Genomic DNA, 17,391 nt, shown 5'->3' with positions numbered 1-17,391 from the left:
GCGGGCACTCCGGGCACGGAGTACCGATGCGCATATTGTCCCGGCGTCCAGAAGGCGGCGTCCCCCTCAGCAATGCCACCCTGCAACTGCACTCCCAGCGAATCGCAATACCCACTTACGAGAGGTCGGCCCTGCAACGCGGTGTCGTGCACATCGGCGCGGGCAACTTCCACCGCGCACATCAGGCCGTTTACTTCGACGACCTTGCCCGCTCAGGCATTTCGCATCGTTGGGGTGTTACCGGCGTCAGCCTGCACTCCCCCGCCGCCAAAGACTTGCTGTCGGCACAGGACGGGCTTTACACCGTCGTGCAGCGCGGCCATGACGGCCAGACCGCCCGCGTGGTCGGATCGATCGGCTCCGTCCATTACGCACCGAATGACGGCGCCGCGGTCCGTGCCGCCCTGGCCGATCCCCAAACCCGAATCGTCAGCCTGACCATCACGGACAACGGATACTTCCTGGATCCGATCACCGACGAGTTCGACGTGAACCACCCCGACGTGCGCGCCGACCTGGTCGCGTCCGATGGCTACGCCACCGCATGGGGATATCTGGCCGAAGCTCTCGATCGGCGCCGCCGCGCGGGCTTCGCGCCGTTCACCGTGCTCTGCTGCGACAACATTCCCGGCGACACCCGACCGGCGAGAACCGCGCTGGTGTCGTTCGCCGCGTGCAAGGATCCGGGGCTTGCCCGCTGGATCGAAAAGCACGTCGCGTTCCCGTCGACCATGGTCGATCGCATCACCCCGCAAACCTCGAACTCGGAGCGCAAATTCGTCGAGCAGACGTTCGGCGTGGCCGACAGGTGTCCGGTCGTGACCGAGCCGTATCGCCAATGGGTGATCGAGGATTCGTTCAGCAACGGGCGGCCGCCGCTCGAGGAGGTCGGTGCCGAGTTCGTTGCCGATGTCAGCGACCACAAGCTGATCAAGACACGTCTTCTCAACGGAACCCATATCGCGCTCGCGTGCCTGGCCACGCTGGCCGGTTACCAGCGCACCGACGAAGCGATGCGGGACCGCGTCCTCTTCGATTACGTCGAGAGGCTGCTGCGCGACGAAATTCAACCGCTGCTGCCCGCAATCCCCGGGATGAACACCCCCGAATACCGGGCCACCTTGCTCGATCGGCTCGGCAATCCCCGTATGAGCGACCAATTGTCGCGGCTGGCCCGGCGGGGAACGAGCAAAATCACCTCGTTTGTGCTGCCCTCCCTGCAGGAGGCGATCGCGCAGGGTCGACCGCACACGCTGCTGATGTTGGCCGTTGCCGGATGGGCCAGGTATATGCGCGGCCACGACCTCCACGGCCGCAAGCTCCGCCTCGACGACTCGCAGGCGATACCGGTGGCTAAGTTGGCCAACATGGCGGGCAACAACCCTGATCCGCTGCTGCGGCATGCGATGTTCGCCGAGCTGCGCGCGGTTCCCGGTTTTGCGGAGCGCCTCGGCGAGATGATCGCGCAAATCGACACGCGCGGCGTGGTGCCCACGCTGCGTGACGCGATGCGCAACGACGAGCGAGAGTTGGTGGCACGATGACCGATGAGCTGACCTTTGTGCGCACGTTCGACCCGGCGCCGATCACGACTTTGCTGTGTGACGCCGATGACAACCTGTTCGCTTCGGAGAGGCCGGCGTTCGAAGCGTCGACCGAGGTGATGAATCGCTTCCTGGCCAGGTTCGGGGTGACCGCTCCGCTCGACTCGGAGGAGTTGCGTAAGCGGGCCGTCGGGAAGAACTTCCGCGCAATGGCTCTGGGCCTGGCGGTCCAATGCCAACTGCCGCTCGACCCAGCGCTGGCCGACGGCCTTCCCGCAGCGGTGGTCGCCTTAGACGGTGACCTGGCGAAGGGCAACGCGTTGTCCGCCGACGAACTCGAGCAGTGGGTGCTCGAAGAGCGCGAACGGGTCACCGCTCATCTCGCTGTCACGCTGACCCCCGACCCGCAGGTACTGGAACCGCTGCGAGACCTCGCACCGCACTACGCGCTGGCGGCCGTCAGCTCCAGCGCCACCAAGCGTCTGCGTGCCTGCTTCGCCGCCACCGGCATCGACTCGCTGATACCGGAGGCCGTGACTTTCAGTGCGGAGGACTCACTTCCGGTGCCGACAAGCAAACCCGACCCGGCGGTGTATCTGCATTCCGGCGAGGTCATGGGCGTCGCAGCGGAACAAGGGCTGGCCATCGAAGACTCCGTGGCCGGCGTGAGTTCCGCGGTCGCGGCCGGCTTCGCCACCGTGGGCAACCTGATGTTCGTGTTACCTGACGAACGGGATTGCCGCCGAGCGGAATTGATCGATGCCGGCGCAGTCGCAATAACCGATTCGTGGCGTGCGCTTGCCGATGTCCTGCTGTTGTCGGCGGTGCCGACCGGAGGTTCCCCCCTCGCGTAGGGCATCGACTGGTCCGCGACTGCGCTTCGGCCCGCGGCCGTCATACCGTCGAGAGGTGCTGCGAGCCCGGTAACGATCCGGGCTGTGGCCCGGTGAGGAGTTGGCCAATGGTGGCTAGCGCGATCAACCTGAACAATGCGTCGCTTTCCGAACTGCCGATCGAGGCGCCGAACTATGACCGCGGCAGCGTGACCGTCGGTATTGCGCATATCGGTGCCGGTCATTTTCACCGCGCGCATCAGGCTGCCTACCTCAACCTGCTGATGCAGCAGGGCCTGGCACACAACTGGGGCATCTGCGGCGTCGGGGTGATGCCCGCCGACTGGACCATGCGCGACGTCCTCAACGGTCAGGACGGGCTGTACACGTTGATCTTGGAGAATCCCAACGGCAGCCGGGATGCCCAAGTCATCGGGTCGATCGTTGACTACCGCTACGCCCCGGACGATCCGGAATCAGCGTTAGAGGTGCTCGCCGCGGCATCGACCCGGATCATCTCGCTGACCATCACCGAGGGCGGGTACCGCGATCCCGATGGGCCGGCGTTCGCGTTGATCACCGAGGCGCTCGCCAGGCGGCGCGATCGAGGAGTCCCCGCGCCGACCGTGGTCTCCTGCGACAACATCGAGAACAACGGTGAAGTCGCCAGGCGTACCGTGCTGGCCAGTGCCGAACGCAGAGATCCCGCGTTGGCCGAGTGGGTGGCGGAACACGCCCGGTTCCCTAGTTCGATGGTTGACCGCATCACTCCGGCAACGACTTTGGAGATGGCCGCGGAAGTACGGCGCGACTTCGGCGTCGACGACCGGTGGCCGGTGGTTGCCGAACCCTTCACCGCCTGGGTAATCGAAGACGACTTCGCCGATGGTCGGCCGCCGCTGGAACAAGCGGGGGTGCTGATGGTCGACGACGTGCGCCCGTACGAGCTGATGAAGCTGCGGCTGCTCAACGCGGGGCATCAGTGCCTGGCCTACTTCGCCCATCTGTGCGGCTTCCAGTTCGTCCACGAGGCGGCACGCGATCCCCTATTCGCCGAATTCTTACTCTCTTACTTCGACACCGAGGCCATCCCCACCCTGCCGCCGGTGCCGGGAATCGATTTGCACGAATACGGCCGCACGCTGGTCGAGCGGTTCGCCAACCCGGCCGTGCGCGACACCGTCGCGCGCCTCTGCGCCTACTCGTCGGACCGCATCCCGAAATGGCTGTTTCCCGTCATCTGCGACAACCTGGCCACCGACGGGCCGGTTCGCCTGGCGGCCGCGGCGGCGGCCAGCTGGGCGCGCTACGCCGAGGGCACCGACGAATGGGGTAAGCCCTACGAGGTGGTGGACCAGCTCGCGGATTCGCTCATCCCGATCGCCCGGTCGCAACACCAGAATCCCACCGCGTTCATTGAGGTGACCGCCGTGTTCTGCGATCTGGCCCACCAACCGCGGTTTGTCGAGGCGTATTGCTGGGCGCTGGATTCGTTGCACAGCAAGGGAGCTCGGGCGACGCTGGAGGCTTTGGTGCGATGACCCGCGGGCTGGTGATCGGCGAGTCACTGATCGACATCGTCGACGGCGACGAGCACGTCGGTGGCAGTCCGCTCAACGTCGCCGTCGGACTCGCCCGGCTGGGCCGCGACGTCGACTTCCTGACCCACATCGCCGACGACCCCTATGGCCGGCGCATCGTCGACTACGTGAAAACTGCTGGCGCACAGCTTGTCCCGGGCAGCATTTCGGCTATCCGGACACCGACGGCGGTAGCGACTCTCGCCGAGGACGGGTCGGCTGACTACGTGTTCGATCTGGACTGGCGACTCTCCGGCACCCCAGAAGTTCGGCTACCGCTGTTCGTCCACGCCGGATCCATCGCCGCCGTGCGGGAGCCGGGCTGCCTGGCGGTCGCGGCGCTGATCGAGACCTACCGCGTCTCGGCTACGGTCACCTTCGACCCGAACGTGCGGCCGTCGCTGATCGACGACCCGGCCGTGGCGCGCGCCCGCATCGCACGTCTGGTGGAGCTCAGCGACGTCGTCAAGGTCAGCGACGAGGACCTGCGCTGGATCGACCCCGATCACGAACCGGAGCAGACCGCTCGAAGCTGGCTGGCGTCGGGACCGGCGATCGTGGCGGTGACGATGGGCGCCCGCGGCTCGCTGGCCGTGTGCTCGGCCGGCGAGGCACGCGCGGCCGCCAGGCCCGTCCGGGTGGTGGACACCGTCGGCGCAGGTGACGCCTTCGCGGTAGGCCTGCTCGATGCGCTCTGGGGGATGAACTTATTGGGCGCCGACCGCCGGGCCGCCCTGCGCAACATCCCGATCAGTGTCCTCGCGGAAGCGCTCGAGGCCGCCAGCCTTTCGTCGTCCGTGACCGTGGGCCGCGCCGGGGCGGACCTCCCCTATCGCGCCGACCTGCGGGACCGGGCAAACCGGCCGTAGCTTCTCGGCAGGCTTCGATGCGGTCACGAGCTGCGGCGCAACGGCCCCGCGTCCTGTTAGCCGGCGAACAGTATGGGCATACTGACTTACATGCGCTCCATCTGGAAGGGCTCGATCGCGTTCGGGCTGGTCAACGTCCCGGTCAAGGTGTACAGCGCCACCCAGGACCACGACATCAAGTTCCATCAGGTGCACGCCAAGGACAACGGCCGCATCCGATACCAACGCGTGTGCGAGGTGGACGGCGAGGTCGTCGAATACCGCGACATCGCCCGGGCGTTCGAATCCGACGACGGGCAGATGGTCATCATCACCGACGACGACATCTCCACCCTGCCCGAAGAACGCAGCCGCGAGATCGAGGTGCTGGAATTCGTTCCCGCCGAAGAGGTCGACCCCATGCTGTTCGACCGTAGCTACTTCCTGGAGCCGGATTCCAAGTCGTCGAAATCCTATGTGCTGCTGGCAAAGACGCTCGCCGAGACCGATCGGATGGCGATCGTGCACTTTACGCTGCGCAACAAGACGCGGCTGGCAGCCTTGCGGGTCAAGGACTTCGGCAAGCGCGACGTGATGATGGTGCACACCCTGCTGTGGCCCGACGAAATCCGCGACCCCGACTTTCCGGTGCTGGACAAGGAAGTCGAGATCAAGCCGGCGGAGCTCAAGATGGCCGGTCAGGTGGTGGAGGCGATGGCCGAAGACTTCAATCCGGACCGCTACCACGACACCTACCAGGAGCAGCTGCAGGAGCTCATCGACGCGAAACTCGAAGGCGGCGAAGCCTTTACCACCGAGGAGCAACCGAAGGAACTCGACGAGACCGAGGACGTCTCCGACCTGTTGGCCAAGCTGGAAGCCAGCGTGAAGGCGCGCTCCGGTAACGGGAAGGCTCCCGCGAAGAAGGCCCCGGCCAAGAAAACGGCCGCCAAGAAGACCACCGCGAAGAAGACACCGGCGAAGAAGGCGCCAGCCAAGAAGGCCGCATCGAAATCCTGACGCGGAACCGCTGCGTGGTCAGCGCCGGCGGGTCGCCAGGAACCGGGTCGCCGCCGCGATCAGGTTGATCACGGCGACGATGATGATCAGGCTCAGCGCCGCACCCCAGATGCGCAGGAAACCGGCGTGTTCGGGATTGGTGAGTTCGGTGTAGATCAGCAGCGGGAGCGAGGCCATGTTGCCGTGGAAGATGTCGACGTTGATCGACCGGCTGTAGCCGACCAGCACCAGCACCGGGGCGGTTTCGCCGATGACCCGCGCGACGGACAGCAAGACGCCGGAGACGATGCCGGGCATCGCGATCGGGAACACGATCCGCATGATGGTCTTCCACTTGGGAACCCCGAGCGCGTAGCTGGCTTCGCGCAGATCGTCGGGCACCAGCCTGAGCATCTCCTCGGCAGACCGCACCACCACCGGCAGCATCAACAAGACCAGCGCCAGCGACACGGCGAACGAGCTCTGCTGGAATCCCAGGGTGGCGATCCAGAGGCTGAAGATGAACAGCGCCGCCACGATGGAGGGCACCCCGGCGAGTACGTCGACCATGAACGTCGTGAGCCGCACCAGCCGCCCGGAGCCGTATTCCACCAGGAAGACGGCGGTCATCAGCCCCAGCGGTACGGACAACAGGGCGGCGACGCCGGCCTGCACGACGGTTCCGTACAGCGCGTGATAGATGCCGCCGGCAAACTGCTCCGGCAAAATCCCGTGCAGCGAGTGGGTCCACCAACCCGTTCGGGTGACCGCGTACCAACCCCGGGCCACCACGACCGACAGCACCCAGACCAGCGGCACCAGCGCGATGAGGAACGAGGCGACGAAGAACACGGTGGCCGCGCTGTTCGTGAGCCGGCGCCGGATGCTGACGGGCCGGAACGCCTGGGTTTTGACCGGCCGGTCGAACACGCTGGCCGTCATCCGTTGACCTTCCCGCCGGCGATGGCACGCGCGAGCGCGTTGACGACGAACGTCAAGACGAACAACGCGAATCCCGCGGCGATGTAGGCCCCGGTGGGCAACGGTTCACTGAATTCTGCTGCCGCGGAGGCGATCTTCGAGGCGAACGTGTAGCCGCCGTCGAACAGCGACCAATTTCCCGGACGTGCGGCGGAGCGCAAAATGATCAGGACCGCCACCGTCTCGCCGAGTGCCCGGCCCAACCCCAACATGGACGCCGCGATAACGCCGCTGCGGCCGAACGGCAGCACGGTCATCCGCACCACCTCCCACTTGGTGGCACCAAGCGCTTGCGCCGCTTCCATCTGGATCTGCGGGGTCTGCCGGAACACTTCCCGGGAGACCGACGTGATGATCGGCAGGATCATCGCCGAGAGCACGATGCCCGCGGTGAAGATGGTGCCGCCACCGGCCAGCGAGACGTTGCCCTGCTTGAACAGAAACAACCAGCCCAGGTTGCGATTGAGGAATGCCGCGACCGGCTCGATCCGGGGCGCCAGCACGAAGATGCCCCACAACCCGAAGATGATCGAGGGCACCGCGGCTAGCAGGTCGACGATCGCGCCGAACGGGCGCGCCAGCCGCTTGGGCGCGTATTGGGTAAGGAAGACCGCGATCCCGACCGCGACCGGCACCGCCACCACCAGCGCGGTGAGCGAACTGAGCACCGTAACCATCAACAGGTCACGAATCCCGAAGGCCAGCTTCCCCGGATCCGTGGTGCTGAACTGGGCGCTGGTGAAGAAGTTCGCGTGGTTGACCCGCAACGACGGAACGGCACGGATCAGCAGGAACACCGCGATCAGCAGGATCGCGACCACGATCGTCGAACCGGCAGCGGCAGCCGTCAGCTTGAACAGCCGGTCACCCCGCCGAGCTGACGGCGCGCCCAGCGCCTTGAGCTCGGGTTTTTTCGGAGTCGACGGGCTGGCTACCGCTCCTCGGGTCACGACCACCTCAAATCACGTGATGGCGTTGATCGAAGCCGACAGCCTGGACTTGAACGAATCCGGGATGGGGATGTACCCATTGTCGGCGAGGCCACTCTGCCCCGCACCGATCGTACTTTGCAGGAACGCCTTCACCGCGGTGCCGACCTGCGAATCGGGATACTTCGAGCAGACGATCTCATATGTGGCGAGCACGATCGGGTACGACCCGGGTTGGGTCGGCTTGTAGAAGGAGAGCGTGTCGAGCACCAGGTCGTTGCCCTGCCCGCTGATCTTGGCCCCGGAAATCGTCTTGCCGACCGAGTCGGAGCTGATCGCGACCGCGTCGGGACCGGCGGACGTGACGACCTTGGCCATGTCCAGTTTCTGCGCCTGAGCGAACGACCATTCGTTGTAGGTGATGGATCCCTCGGTGGCCTTGATCGCCGCCGACGTGCCGTCGTTGCCCTTGGCCCCCTCACCGACGCCGCCCTTGAACGTCTTTCCGGCGCCCTTGCCCCACGCGCCGTTGGAGGCGGCGTCGAGGTACTTCTGGAAGTTGTCCGTGGTGCCGGATTCGTCGTTGCGGAACACCACGTGAATCGGCTCGGCGGGCAAGGTCGCACCGGAGTTGAGCGCCGCAATGGCCGGGTCATTCCACGTCGTGATGGCGCCGTTGAAGATCTTCGCCGCCGTCGGGCCGTCGAGGCTCAGCGAAGTCAGGCCCTTGACGTTGTAGGTGATGGCGATCGGACCGAACACCACCGGCAGATTCCATGCCGGTGAGCCGCAACGCTGCTGCGCCGCCGCGTACTCCTTGGCAGCAAGTGGCGAGTCCGATCCGCCGAAATCGGTTTGGTTGCCGTTGAATTCACTGATTCCCGCGCCCGAGCCATTGGCGGTGTAATTCAACGTCTGACCGGAGCAGGCTTGCTCGAAGGCGTTGACGAAGCGCGTCATCGCGTTGGCCTGCGCGGTTGACCCGCTGGACTTCAAGGTCTTCTTTCCGCCACAGGCGACCTTGCCCGACGACGAACCGCTCGTGGCGCTTCCGCGACCGGCGTTGTTGTCACTTCCGCACCCCGACAACGCCAGCGCACCAGCGGTCACAACGCTCATCGCGACACCGAATCGGTTGAGTTTCAAGTCACTTCCTAACGGTAGGGATGAAACATGATTGCCGGCGTTATTCCAGCCGCTGCGCGGCGACCAGCGTCTCTCGCAGCAACGAAGCTAACAGCAAGAAGGTTAACGTTGGGCAAATTGCTGTCGGCCGATTGTCGCTGGCCAAGGCGGCTTGCGGGCGGCCGCGTGCAGCTGCGGGGAGGCTCACGAAATGGCGTCGATCGCCGCCGACAACCGGGCCTTGAAGGATTCCGGAACGGGAATGTAGCCGTTGTCCGCCAGGCCGTTCTGCCCCGCACCGACGGTGCTCTGCAGGAACGCCTTCACGGCAGCAGCGACCTGGGGATCCGGATATTTCGAGCAGACGATCTCATATGTCGCGAGCACGATCGGATACGAGCCGGGTTGGGTCGGCTTGTAGAAGGAGAAGGTGTCGACGACCAAGTCGTTGCCCTCCTCGACGAAGTCGGCACCGGCGATCGTCTTGCCGACCGAGGCGGCGCTGATCGCCACGGCATCCGGGCCGGCCGATGTGACGATCTTGGCCATGCTGAGTTTCTGCGCCTGGGCAAACGACCATTCGTTGTAGGCGATGGATCCCTCGGTGGCCTTGACCGCCGCCGACGTGCCGTCGTTGCCCTTGGCCCCCTCACCGACACCGCCGTTGAACGTCTTCCCGATGCCCTTGTCCCAGGCGCCGTTGGCGGCCGAGTCCAGGTACTTCTGGAAATTGTCCGTCGTACCGGACTGGTCGTTGCGGAAGATCACCCGAATCGGCTCGGCGGGCAACGCGACGCCGGGGTTCAGCACCGCAATCGCCGGGTCGTTCCAGGACGTGATGGCGCCCTTGAACACTTTCGCGGCCGTCGGGCCGTCCAGATTCAGCGAAGTCACGCCCGTGACGTTGTAGGTGATCGCGATCGGCCCGAACACCACCGGCAAATTCCACGCCGGCGAACCACAGCGCTGCCGCGCGGCGAAGTATTCGATGGGAGCCAACGGTGAGTCCGAGCCGGCGAAATCCGTTTGGTTCCCGGTGAATTCGCCAATACCCGCTCCGGAGCCGTTGGGCGTGTAGTTCAGCGTCTGGCCGGGGCAGGCCTGCTCGAATGCCTTGATGAAGCGGGTCATCGCGTTGGCCTGGGCGGTCGACCCGCTGGCCTTCAGCGTGTTCTTCCCGCCGCAGCTCACCTTGCCGGGCGGCGCGCCCGGCCCACCCCCGTTGTCATTGCTTCCGCAACTCGACAACGCCAGGGCGACGACGGTCAGGACACTTAGCGTGGCGCCAAATCGATTCAGCCCCAATACGATCCCCATCGGGAAAGCTCAAACATGATCGCCACCATTCAGTAGCCGCTGCGCGCCGACAAACGGTCAGCACTAAGGCTAGCGCCGCCCGTATGTTCTCGCAGTGGACGCGAGACGCGGCGCGGTTACCCGTTCCAACGGGCCCGGAAGCGGACGCGGGGCGTTACATCGCCCCGTCGATATGCAAAAGTAGAACCTGTTCCAGAAATGCCGCATCCGAGACGGCGAGGCTTGCTACCGTGTCGGCTGACAACTTGGGCGAAGAGAGGCCGCAATGATCCTTGACAGATTTCGTCTCGACGACAAAGTCGCCGTCATCACCGGTGCCGGCCGCGGCCTCGGGGCGGCTATCGCACTGGCTTTCGCTGAGGCCGGCGCCGACGTCCTGATCGCCTCGCGAACGGAATCGCAACTAGAAGGCGTCGCAGAACAGGTCCGCGCGGCCGGTCGGCGGGCGCACATCGTCGCCGCCGATCTGTCCCACCCCGAGGTGACCGCGCAGCTGGCCGGCCAGGCCGTCGAGGCTTTCGGGAAACTAGACATCGTCGTCAACAACGTCGGCGGCACCATGCCCAACACGCTGCTGACCACCTCGACCAAGGACCTCAAGGACGCATTCACCTTCAACGTCGCCACCGCCCACGCGCTGACCGTTGCGGCGGTACCCCTCATGCTCGAGCACTCCGGGGGCGGCAGCGTCATCAACATCACCTCGACCATGGGCCGGCTCGCCGGACGCGGCTTCGCCGCCTACGGCACCGCCAAGGCCGCGCTGTCCCACTACACCCGGCTGACCGCCCTGGACCTTTGCCCACGCATCCGGGTCAATGCGATCGCACCGGGATCGATCCTCACCTCCGCGCTGGATGTCGTCGCGTCCAACGACGAGCTGCGCGCGCCGATGGAAAAGGCCACGCCCATGCGCCGACTCGGTGATCCCGTCGACATCGCCGCCGCCGCAGTCTATTTGGCGTCTCCGGCGGGCAGCTTCCTGACCGGCAAGACGCTGGAGGTCGACGGCGGCCTCACCTACCCCAACCTCGACATCCCCGTCCCGGACCTGTGACCCCCGACCGCTAAGGAGCCCGCCATGGCAATCCCCGTCGTTCAATTGGGCACCGGCAATGTCGGCGTCCACGCGCTGCGAGCGCTCATCACCAATCCCGAGTTCGAGCTCAGGGGCGTCTGGGTGTCCTCGGACGCCAAGGCCGGCAAGGACGCGGCGGAGCTTGCCGGGCTTCCCGATTCGACCGGCGTGCTGGCCAGCACCGACCTGGACGCCGTGCTCGCCACCGGACCGCAGTGCGCCGTCTACAACGCGTTGGCGGACAACCGGTTGCCCGAGGCGCTGGAAGACTACCGGCGCGTCCTGGCCGCCGGCATCAACGTCGTCGGGAGCGGCCCGGTCTTCTTGCAGTACCCGTGGCAAGTGATTCCCGAAGAGCTCATCAAGCCCATCGAAGATGCTGCGCGCGAAGGGAATTCGAGCGTATTCGTCAATGGGATCGATCCCGGCTTCGCCAACGACCTGCTGCCGCTGGCGCTGGCCGGCACCTGTCAGAACATCCAGCAGATTCGCTGTATGGAGATCGTCGATTACGCCACCTATGACAGCGCCGCGGTCATGTTCGACGTGATGGGATTCGGGAAGCCGCTCGACGACATCCCCATGCTGCTGCAGCCCGGCGTGCTCAGCCTGGCGTGGGGATCGGTGGTTCGGCAGCTGGCGGCCGGCCTGGGGATTTCGCTCGACTCGGTCGCGCAGGAGTACGTGCGCGTGCCGGCGCCGGAGGACTTCGACATCGCCTCCGGGCACATCCCCAAGGGCAGCGCCGCGGCGCTGCGGTTCGAGGTGTTCGGCATGGTCAACGGCGACCCCGTCGTCGTCCTCGAACACGTCACCCGGCTGCGCGAGGATTTGTGCCCGGACTGGCCGCAGCCCGCCCAGCACGGCGGGTCGTACCGCATCGAGATCACCGGCGAACCCTCCTACGCGATGGATGTCTGCCTGAGCAGCCGCAAGGGCGACCACAACCACGCCGGGCTGGTCGCCACCGCGATGCGGGTGGTCAACGCGATCCCCGCGGTGGTGGCCGCCCCGCCGGGAATCGTGACGACGCTGGACCTGCCCCTGATCACCGGCAAGGGCCTTTACCTCCCGGGCTGATCGGCGGCGCGGCATGAAGCGCCGGCGCCATTGACCGCTCCTGCCCGAATGGTGGGTGGCCTCCGGGTCCGTCTGGAGTCTTCGGCTAACCTCACTTTCTTATTCGGACGTGTGAATCGAGGGCGACACTTGACGCAGAGCAGCCAGGACTCGCTGAAAAGCAGTTGGTATCTGCTCGGGCCTGCCTTCGTCGCCGCGATCGCCTATGTCGATCCGGGCAACGTCGCCGCCAACGTCAGCTCCGGCGCGAAGTTCGGATACCTGCTGCTGTGGGTCATCGTGGTGGCCAATGCGCTCGCCGGTCTCGTGCAGTATCTGTCGGCCAAGCTCGGCCTGGTGACCGGACGATCGTTACCCGCGGCCATCGGCAAGCGAATGAGTCGTCGGGTCCGGCTGGTCTACTGGGTCCAGGCCGAACTGGTGGCGATCGCAACCGATATGGCCGAAATCGTCGGCGGGGCAATCGCCTTGCGGATTCTGTTCGATTTGCCGCTCCTGCTCGGCGGCGTCATCACCGGGCTGGTGTCCCTGCTGCTGCTGGCGATCCAGGACCGGCGCGGGCAGATCATCTTCGAGCGCGTCATCACCGGACTGCTGCTCGTCATCGCCATCGGCTTCGCGGCCAGCTTCTTCGTGAAGACGCCTCCGCCGGACGCCGTGCTGGGCGGGCTGCTGCCGAGATTCCAGGGCACCGAAAGCGTGCTGCTGGCGGCCGCCATCCTGGGCGCCACCGTGATGCCGCACGCCGTGTACATGCATTCCGGGCTGGTCCTCGATCGACACGGGCATCCCGCCGAGGGCGCCGCACGACGCCTGCTGCTGCGGGTCACCCGGCTGGATGTCGTCCTGGCGATGGCCGTCGCGGGAACGGTGAACGCCGCGATGCTGTTGGTCGCCGCGATCAACCTGCAGCACCGCGACATCAACGCGTCCATCGAGGGCGCCTACTCCGCGATTCACAACACCCTGGGCGCAGCCATCGCGGTGCTGTTCGCAATCGGGTTGCTGGCGTCCGGGCTGGCGTCGTCGTCGGTGGGCGCCTACGCGGGCGCCATGATCATGCAGGGCCTGCTGCACCGTCGGATCCCGATGCTGGTGCGCCGCTTGGTCACCGTGTGTCCCGCCCTGGTGATCCTCGCGGTCGGGTTCGACCCCACCCGGGCGCTGGTGCTCTCCCAGGTGGTGCTGTCGTTCGGGATACCGTTTGCGGTCCTTCCGCTGGTGAAGCTGACCAGCGACCGCGATCTGATGGGCAGCGACACCAATCATCCCGTCACGACGATTGTTGGCTGGGCCGTCGGCGTAATGATTAGTCTGCTTAACGTGGTACTCATCTGGCTGACGGTGACCGGCTAAATGCCGGCCCGCCGGCACGCCTACTTCGCATACGGGTCGAACCTGTGCGTCAGGCAGATGGCGCTGCGGTGTCCGGACGCCGCCGATCCGCGGCCGGCGGTCCTCTCCGATCACGACTGGCTGATCAACCAGCGCGGCGTGGCCACGGTCGAAGCGTGCACCGGCACACAGGTGCATGGCGTGGTCTGGCAGATCTCCGATGGTGACCTGGCCACCCTGGACAGCGCCGAGGGCGTGCCGGTGCGCTACCGGCGAGACCGGCTGACCGTGCACACCGACGACGGGTCGTCGCCGGCCTGGGTGTACATCGACCATCGGGTGACACCGGGCCCGCCCCGACCGGGCTACCTGCCCAAGATCATCGACGGCGCCGTGCAGCACGGGTTGCCGCAGCGCTGGATCGACTTCTTGCGGCGCTGGGATCCGTCGCACTGGCCTCGCCGGGTGCCGCCGTCAGGGCCCGCGCCGCAATCACTTTCAGCGTTGCTGAGCGAGCCCGGCATAAGTGAGGCCAGCCAATTGCGTTCGCGTTTCGGCTTTCTGGCCATCCACGGCGGCGGGCTGGAAGAGATGACCGACGTGATCGCCGAACATGCCGCCGACGCCGCGCACGCCTCGGTGTATGTGCTGCGTCATCCCGACCGCTACCCGCACCATCTGCCGTCGGCGATGTTCGACCCGGCCGAGTCGCCACGGCTCGCCGAATTCCTCGACCATGTCGACGTTGCGGTGTCGCTGCACGGCTACGGCCGCATCGGGCGCAGCACGCAATTGCTGGCCGGCGGCTGCAACCGCGCGCTGGCCGCACACCTGGCCCGCCACATTCAATTGAACGGGTATCGGGTGGTCACCGAACTCGAGGACATCCCGCCGGAGTTGCGCGGTCTGCATCCGGGCAACCCGGTGAACCGCGTGCGCGACGGCGGGACCCAGCTGGAGCTGTCTCCCCGCGTCCGCGGCCTGAGCCCGCGCAGCCCACTGCCCGGCGAAGACGGCCTGTCGCCGGTCACCACGGCGCTGATCCAGGCATTGGCGGAAGCGGCACGTTGTTGGTAATTGTCCTCATCTGTTGAACGGAGTTGTTGGTGGCCAAGGAATTTCGCTTTGGAATGAGCATGCGCTTCATCAAGTCGCGCGCAGCTTTCGTCGACAAGGTGAAGCAGGCAGAAGACATCGGATTCGATGTGCTTTGCGTGCCAGACCATCTCGGTGCGGTTGCCCCGATTCCGGCACTGACCGCGGCCGCCATGGTCACCGACAAACTCAAGCTGAGCATGTATGTGCTCAACGCCGCCTTCTACAAGCCCGCCCTGCTCAGCCGGGACCTGGGCGACTTGGACAAGCTCAGTAACGGCCGCCTCGAAATCGGGCTCGGCACCGGGTATGTCAAGGAAGAGTTCGACGCCGCAGAGCTCCCCTATCCAAGTGCCGGCGCCCGGGTGGACTACCTCAACCACATGACGAAATATCTGAAGGAGCATCACCCGACGACACCGATCCTGATCGCCGGCAACGGCGACCGGGTGCTGACCATCGCCGCCCAGCACGCCGACATCATCGGGCTGACCGGTTCGAGGGTGAAAGAGGCCGACGACCCGCTGACCGAACGCGTCGAGTTCGTCCGCAACGCCGCCGGTGACCGATTCGACGCGCTCGAATTGAACCTCGCCGTCACGGCGGTCCCGGCGGAGGGCGAGAGCATGCCCGACCTGACGATGACCCGCCGCTACGCGGCCGGGTTGTCCGACGAGGAGATCCTGGCAATGCACTCCGTGCTGACGGGCTCACCCCGCGAGATGGCCGACACGCTGCTGGAGTACCGGGAGAAGTACGGAGTCACGTTCATCACCGTCCAGGACAACCACGTCGACAACTTCGCAAAGGTAATCGCGGAACTGCGCTGACTGGTTTAGCTGCGGCCGCGCGGTGACCTCGGCGAGCAGTCAGGAGGCGTTGGTCCCCCGGTAAGTGGCCTTCCGGCCCTTCGACGCACCGGCGGGTCGCGACACACTCGGGGGATGACACTGAGGGACCGCGGTGGCGATCGGGGGCGCTCACTGGGGCAACGGCTGGCTTCGCTGCGCGGCGATTCGAGACTCTTCGACGATCGTGTTGACGCCGGACGAGAGCTGGGCAAAAGCCTGGAATCGTTGCGCGGTCACGATGTTCTGGTGCTGGGCCTCCCACGCGGCGGTGTGCCGGTGGCCTTCGAGGTCGCGAAGGCCCTGCAGGCCCCGCTCGACGTACTGGTGGTGCGCAAGCTCGGGGTCCCGTTCCAGCCCGAATTGGCCTTCGGTGCGATCGGCGAGGGCGGGGTGCGGGTGATCAACGACGCCGTGCTGCGCGAGGCCAGGTTGTCCGCGGACGAAGTGGCCGCCGTCGAGGCGAAGCAGCGGGCCGAGCTGGCTCGTCGCTCGGAAAAATTCCGCAGCGGGCACGACCGGATCCCGTTGGCGGGACGGACCGCGGTGATCGTCGATGACGGCGTCGCGACCGGCGCGACGGCCAGAGCCGCCTGCGAAGTTGCTCGCGCCCAGGGCGCGAGCAGGGTTGTGCTGGCCGTTCCGATCGGCGGACGCGATGTCTTCGAACGATTCGCCGGGTACGCCGACGACGTGGTTTGTTTACATACGCCCGAGTTCTTCTTCGCCGTGGGCCAGGGCTACCGCAACTTCACCCAGACCTCCGACGACGAGGTGGTCGCGCTCCTCGACCGCGCCCGCGACGGTTCTCGCGGGCCGGTCGCCGACGCCGCCGCGGACGACCCGCCCTTACGCGACGAGGAAGTCAGGGTCAGCGCCGGATCGGTGGTGGTGGCCGGACATCTGACGATTCCCGAAGATCCGGTCGGCGTTGTGCTGTTCGCGCACGGCAGTGGGAGCAGCCGGCACAGCCCCCGTAACCGCTACGTGGCCGACGTGCTGAACGGCGCGGGTCTCGCCACGCTGCTGTTCGACCTGCTCACCCCGGAAGAGGAACGAAATCGCGCCAACGTGTTCGACATTGAGCTTTTGGCGCGACGACTGGTCGATGTGACCGGCTGGCTGAGCCGCCAGCAAGACACCGCCGCCCTGCCGGTCGGTTACTTCGGTGCCAGCACCGGCGCGGGCGCTGCCCTGGTCGCTGCCACCGACCCGCGGGTAAACGTCGCGGCGGTGGTGTCCCGGGGCGGGCGGCCTGATCTGGCGGGCCCGTTCTTGGCCAGGGTTTACGCGCCGACGCTGCTGATCGTGGGGGGCAACGACGACGTGGTGCTGGAATTGAATCGGCAAGCGCGGGCCGCAATCCCCGGCAAGTGCGAACTCGCCGTCGTGCGGGGCGCCACCCATCTCTTCGAAGAACCTGGGACGCTCGAGCGGGCCGCGATGCTGGCCCGCGACTGGTTCATCGAACACCTGAGCCCGGCAGCTCTCACCGCGAATCCTTAGTCCAACGGCTCCGACGTCTAGCTCGGCGGCACGTGCTCCCCGGCCCGCGGGCACTCGTCGGGTAGATGGATCAGTACCGCGTCGTCATCGGCCGGCGCGGCCTGGCCGCGGCGATGTGCAGTCAGGTAGAGCCATCCCGGTCCGATGGTTTGTTTGCAGCGGGCGCATTGTGGGTCTGCGGCCATTGCTTCCTCCCTTCCCGAAGTAACGATCCCGGTTGCCATTCTCCGCGTCTTGGCCAGTCGCGGGCTGTCGTTTGAGGACATCCGTTGCCGCGTAGCGTGATTCGGGAC

Annotated in this window: 16 protein-coding genes; 11 read left to right on the top strand and 5 right to left on the bottom strand. The window is 66.2% G+C overall.

Features of this window, described 5'->3' with window-relative positions; translation table 11 throughout:
- Window positions 1–26: 26 nt before the first annotated feature.
- The 5 genes from A5758_RS02135 (at window position 27) to A5758_RS02115 (ending at window position 5,825) form a co-directional block, all read left to right on the top strand.
- Window positions 27–1,544, top strand: a complete 1,518-nt coding sequence (locus tag A5758_RS02135) for a mannitol dehydrogenase family protein (RefSeq protein ID WP_067735753.1) — start codon at window positions 27–29, stop codon at window positions 1,542–1,544.
- On the top strand, window positions 1,541–2,398 hold the full coding sequence (locus tag A5758_RS02130) for an HAD family phosphatase (protein WP_067735750.1): 858 nt from the start codon (window positions 1,541–1,543) through the stop codon (window positions 2,396–2,398). The genes A5758_RS02135 and A5758_RS02130 overlap by 4 nt, the downstream gene beginning before the upstream one ends.
- 107 nt (window positions 2,399–2,505) lie before the next feature.
- Window positions 2,506–3,918: a mannitol dehydrogenase family protein gene (locus tag A5758_RS02125; RefSeq protein WP_067735747.1), complete on the top strand. Its 1,413-nt coding sequence runs from the start codon at window positions 2,506–2,508 to the stop codon at window positions 3,916–3,918.
- Window positions 3,915–4,826 carry a carbohydrate kinase gene (locus A5758_RS02120; protein ID WP_067735743.1) on the top strand — a complete coding sequence of 304 codons (912 nt, stop codon included), beginning with the start codon at window positions 3,915–3,917 and terminating at the stop codon, window positions 4,824–4,826. The genes A5758_RS02125 and A5758_RS02120 overlap by 4 nt, the downstream gene beginning before the upstream one ends.
- Window positions 4,827–4,916: 90 nt before the next feature.
- Window positions 4,917–5,825 carry a Ku protein gene (locus A5758_RS02115; RefSeq protein ID WP_067735740.1) on the top strand — a complete coding sequence of 303 codons (909 nt, stop codon included), beginning with the start codon at window positions 4,917–4,919 and terminating at the stop codon, window positions 5,823–5,825.
- Window positions 5,826–5,843: 18 nt separating this feature from the next.
- On the opposite strand, the gene pstA is transcribed toward A5758_RS02115, so the two are convergent.
- The 4 genes from pstA to pstS (A5758_RS02095) form a co-directional block, all read right to left on the bottom strand.
- Window positions 5,844–6,746: a phosphate ABC transporter permease PstA gene (gene pstA / locus A5758_RS02110; protein WP_067200102.1), complete on the bottom strand. Its 903-nt coding sequence runs from the start codon at window positions 6,744–6,746 to the stop codon at window positions 5,844–5,846.
- Window positions 6,743–7,741: a phosphate ABC transporter permease subunit PstC gene (pstC, locus tag A5758_RS02105; protein ID WP_067200099.1), complete on the bottom strand. Its 999-nt coding sequence runs from the start codon at window positions 7,739–7,741 to the stop codon at window positions 6,743–6,745. Before pstC ends, pstA begins: the two co-directional genes overlap by 4 nt.
- Window positions 7,742–7,747: 6 nt before the next feature.
- Window positions 7,748–8,860: a phosphate ABC transporter substrate-binding protein PstS gene (gene pstS, locus A5758_RS02100; protein ID WP_067200096.1), complete on the bottom strand. Its 1,113-nt coding sequence runs from the start codon at window positions 8,858–8,860 to the stop codon at window positions 7,748–7,750.
- 183 nt (window positions 8,861–9,043) lie between these two features.
- Window positions 9,044–10,144 (bottom strand): phosphate ABC transporter substrate-binding protein PstS, encoded by a 1,101-nt coding sequence (pstS, locus tag A5758_RS02095; protein WP_067736135.1) that lies wholly within the window; start codon window positions 10,142–10,144, stop codon window positions 9,044–9,046.
- Between the two features lie 277 nt (window positions 10,145–10,421).
- Here pstS (A5758_RS02095) and A5758_RS02090 point away from each other — a divergent pair, with 277 nt between their 5' ends.
- The 6 genes from A5758_RS02090 to A5758_RS02065 all read left to right on the top strand — a co-directional run bounded on the left by A5758_RS02090 (window position 10,422) and on the right by A5758_RS02065 (window position 17,098).
- Entirely contained in the window at window positions 10,422–11,213 is a 792-nt protein-coding gene (locus A5758_RS02090; protein ID WP_067200090.1) for an SDR family oxidoreductase, read from the top strand.
- Window positions 11,214–11,237: 24 nt separating this feature from the next.
- Window positions 11,238–12,314 carry a diacylglycerol kinase gene (locus A5758_RS02085; protein WP_067735737.1) on the top strand — a complete coding sequence of 359 codons (1,077 nt, stop codon included), beginning with the start codon at window positions 11,238–11,240 and terminating at the stop codon, window positions 12,312–12,314.
- A gap of 48 nt (window positions 12,315–12,362) precedes the next feature.
- The gene (locus A5758_RS02080) at window positions 12,363–13,670 is read left to right on the top strand and encodes an Nramp family divalent metal transporter (RefSeq protein ID WP_369816362.1); all 1,308 of its coding nucleotides are present in this window, start codon (window positions 12,363–12,365) and stop codon (window positions 13,668–13,670) included.
- Complete coding sequence (locus tag A5758_RS02075) at window positions 13,671–14,726, top strand: poly-gamma-glutamate hydrolase family protein (protein WP_067735731.1); 1,056 nt, start codon at window positions 13,671–13,673, stop codon at window positions 14,724–14,726.
- Between the two features lie 23 nt (window positions 14,727–14,749).
- Window positions 14,750–15,574, top strand: coding sequence for an LLM class F420-dependent oxidoreductase (locus tag A5758_RS02070; protein WP_082939535.1), 825 nt, complete (start codon window positions 14,750–14,752; stop codon window positions 15,572–15,574).
- A 114-nt stretch (window positions 15,575–15,688) separates the two neighbouring features.
- Window positions 15,689–17,098, top strand: a complete 1,410-nt coding sequence (locus A5758_RS02065) for a phosphoribosyltransferase family protein (protein WP_082939534.1) — start codon at window positions 15,689–15,691, stop codon at window positions 17,096–17,098.
- A gap of 17 nt (window positions 17,099–17,115) precedes the next feature.
- Here the strand turns inward: A5758_RS02065 and A5758_RS25570 are convergent, their stop codons facing one another.
- Window positions 17,116–17,283, bottom strand: coding sequence for a hypothetical protein (locus tag A5758_RS25570; protein ID WP_156622464.1), 168 nt, complete (start codon window positions 17,281–17,283; stop codon window positions 17,116–17,118).
- Between the last annotated feature and the right edge of the window lie 108 nt (window positions 17,284–17,391).

The sequence above is a fragment of the Mycobacterium sp. 852014-50255_SCH5639931 genome, from assembly GCF_001665605.1.
GTDB classification, from domain to species: Bacteria; Actinomycetota; Actinomycetes; order Mycobacteriales; family Mycobacteriaceae; genus Mycobacterium; species Mycobacterium paraffinicum.
The sequence above is the reverse complement of the archived record's forward strand: the minus strand, read 5'-3'. Positions and strand labels throughout refer to the sequence as shown.